The organism is Kiritimatiellia bacterium (genome assembly GCA_018001225.1).
In the GTDB taxonomy this organism is placed as follows: Bacteria; Verrucomicrobiota; Kiritimatiellia; order CAIQIC01; family JAGNIJ01; genus JAGNIJ01.
The window spans coordinates 1-2,838 of the sequence record JAGNIJ010000082.1; the positions used below are offsets into that span (position 1 = coordinate 1).

Genomic DNA, 2,838 nt, shown 5'->3' on the forward strand with positions numbered 1-2,838 from the left:
GCTTGTCGGCGGGATCGCTGAGCACGCTGCCGTCCGGACGGAAAAAGAGCGTCATGTCGCTGTAGGTGACGGGGGTTGAGGCGCTCAGGTCGTTTTCACGCACATAGGCGAGCCGCACATGGCCGGTGAGGCGTTGGAAAGGCGTGGCGGGCGTGATGGAGAGGACGTTCTCCTGAATGTCTGCGAGGTCTTCTTCCGGGGCGAGCACGCTGTTCAGCGCCGCTTCGACCGAGGTCGTGTCGTTGGTCGGTTGGCACAGGAAGGCCTGGAAGCCTGTGACGACGCGGGTTTGGTTGGTCGTTTCGCTGCCGTAGCTGAAGGCGACATAGGCGTTGCGGGTAACGGCGAGTGTGCGGGCCTGCTGGAGCCCGACCTCCACGATGCGGGTGGCGCCGGTGAGGGCGTGCGCCGTACCCCACGAGCCGTAGGCGCCGACGAGGATCGCCAGCCCGATGCCGATGACGGTCAGCACGGCCAGAAGCTCGAAGAGCGTGAAGGCCTTATTGCGGCCACGGAGTGGCCGCAATGGAGAGAGTAAAAAGGAGAAACTTTTAACGCAGAGACGCGGAGGCACAGAGGCGCTGAGGAAGCAGGGGGTAATCTCCGCGTCTTTGCGTCTTTGCGTCTTTGCGTTAAGAAAAAGCGCCATCATGGCGTCACCCCCGCGCTGTAAATGTAGGTGATGCCGCGGTCGGCTTCAGGGCCGACGGAAAAGGCGAACGCAACCGTGTTGGAGACCGGCTTGTTATAAATCACGGTGCCGTCGCGCTTGACCTTGACGGTGAAAACGGAACGGGGATGCAGTCCCATGACGAGCCGGTAGGGACGCCCCCATGGATCGGCGTAATCCACGCGTTCGAAATCAGTTTCATGGGCGAGCTGCAGGAACGGGATGCCCTTGGGGTTCAACGGGTTCAGGGGCCGGTCCGAACCGGACGCGGGGCCGACGGTGCAGAAGGCCTTGTAGACGGCGTTGTCGTTGATTTTGAGAATGTTAGGATCAGGGTCTTCAGATTCCACTTCAATGTCGTTCGTGAAGTCCTTCGGGCCGCAGACGATCAGGTTCAGCATGTCATCTTTCTTTTCGATATCGGGGTTGAGCCGAACCGTGAGATCGTCGTTGCACTCGAGCTGTCCGGGCCAGAAACCGTATTCGGTTTTGTAGCGGATGGCGGCCTGGGCGAGCGCCGTGGCTTCGGCGGCGGCCTGGCGGCGCAGCGCGGCGGCGCGTACGGTCTTGATCGTGGGCAGGATGATGGCCAGGAGCACGGAGAGCACGCCGATCACCATGACGAGCTCGAGGACGGTGAAGGCCGCGGGGGAAGGAGGAAGGAGGAAGGAGGAGGGAGGAGGGGAGAATGTCGAACGCCGAACGCCGAACGCTGAACGCCGAACAACGAACGCCGAACGCCGAACGGCAGGGGCGGCAGAGTCGGGAGCGCGGGCGTCCCCGCCCGCAACAGCGTTTGGTTCACAAGAGTTCGCGCCCATCCCACGGGAATCCAACCACGCGCCTGACTTGCAACACGCCACGCATCTTGCGGGCGAGGACGAGGATGCCCGCGCTCCCGGCTTTGCCCCTTCAGGTGCGGGCATGCGGTGTGCGGCACGATTATGGAGAGTAAAACGCATGATGGTCTACTTGACGCTGAAGGAATCCCAACTGCCGAAGACCTCTTCCTCAAGCCGTTCGGGGTTTCCGGAGGAGTCGGTTTTGCGCGTGCCGGGAATGAGGGTCCAGACGGCCACGTTGGCGATGATGTTGGTGTTGAAGCCGGGTGCCTCGTTGTCGCGGATCTCGATCTGGCGGTCGCCGTTGGTGTCGAAGAGCACCTTGTAGGCGCGGGTGGTGTCGGTCGGATTGGGTTTGTTCGATTTGAACGGGTTCACCGGGGCGCGTGTGGCCGGAGAGTAGCGCGCGAATTCGATGAAGGGGATCATCTCCGGGTTGAAGGCCGCGATGTCATCTGCGGAAACGCCCGGGATCTGGTTGCCCTGCAGCAGCGCCGCGATGCCCTCGTCGATGATGAAGCCGCGGTCGTCGCCGGAAGGGAGCGGCTTTGCGGCGCGCGTGTCGTCCGGCCATGCGTGGTAGTGCGCGTGGTACTGTTTGAAGGCGGACTCGATGTTCTTGAGTTCGGTGTAGGTGATGGTGCGGCGGCTGAACTTCTGCGCGCGTTCGAGCGCACCGTAGAGCAGCGCCAGCAGCGAGCTGATGATCGCGATGACGATGATCATCTCGATGAGGGTGAAGGCCTGATTGCGACCACGGAGTGGTCGCAATGGAGAGAGTAAAAGGGATCTCCATATACCGAGCGTCGAGTGTCGAGCGTCGAGTGTCATTGTCATGGTGTCACCGTTCAAAGTAGATGTCGTCAAGGGCGGGGTCGAGAGCACTCACAGCGGAGCCAGAGGGGACCCGCTGGTTGCCGATCAGGGTGCGGCGGTTCGGCCCGCAGGAGAAGAGTTCGTAGGACTGGGCGTTGTCGGAAGGCAGGTAGATGTAGGGCGTGCCCCAGGGATCAACCGTGCTGACGGCTGTGGTAAGGAACGAGCGGAAGGTGATGTTGGTGGTTGTGCTCCCGGAGAGCGGCATGATGATCTCACACTGGTTGGTCAGGATGGTGAGCGGGTAACGCGAGGGGGTCGTCAAGTCGACGGAATCGAGCGAATCGAGTGAATCGACGGAATCGAGGTCGGTGTCGATACGCGCGTGGGGGTATTCGCCGAACTGGAGGTGCCAGCGGTTCAGCGACTCGTGCCATTCTCCGAGTTCGGCCTGCGCACGGCGGATCTTGACGGCGGCGTCCACATGCCTGGCGAGGCCGAGCACCAGAG

4 protein-coding genes are annotated in these 2,838 nt (G+C 62.2%); all 4 read right to left on the reverse strand.

The genetic code is table 11. The features are described 5' to 3' along the window. On the reverse strand, positions 1-652 hold a 652-nt coding region (locus KA248_15830), incomplete at its 3' end, for a prepilin-type N-terminal cleavage/methylation domain-containing protein (protein ID MBP7831377.1). After that, positions 649-1,290, reverse strand: coding sequence for a hypothetical protein (locus tag KA248_15835; GenBank protein ID MBP7831378.1), 642 nt, complete (start codon positions 1,288-1,290; stop codon positions 649-651). The genes KA248_15830 and KA248_15835, both read right to left, overlap by 4 nt. Positions 1,291-1,638: 348 nt before the next feature. Next, positions 1,639-2,238, reverse strand: coding sequence for a hypothetical protein (locus tag KA248_15840; protein ID MBP7831379.1), 600 nt, complete (start codon positions 2,236-2,238; stop codon positions 1,639-1,641). 115 nt (positions 2,239-2,353) lie between these two features. After that, positions 2,354-2,838, reverse strand: a 485-nt coding sequence (locus tag KA248_15845; GenBank protein MBP7831380.1) for a hypothetical protein, incomplete at its 5' end; no start/stop codon positions are given.

Bases quoted from the DNA above. Each gene is read 5' to 3' on its own strand.
- KA248_15835 (MBP7831378.1), bottom strand. From the start codon at position 1,290: ATGGTGATCGGCGTGCTCTCCGTGCTCCTGGCCATCATCCTGCCCACG.
- KA248_15840 (MBP7831379.1), bottom strand. From the start codon at position 2,238: ATGATCATCGTCATCGCGATCATCAGCTCGCTGCTGGCGCTGCTCTAC.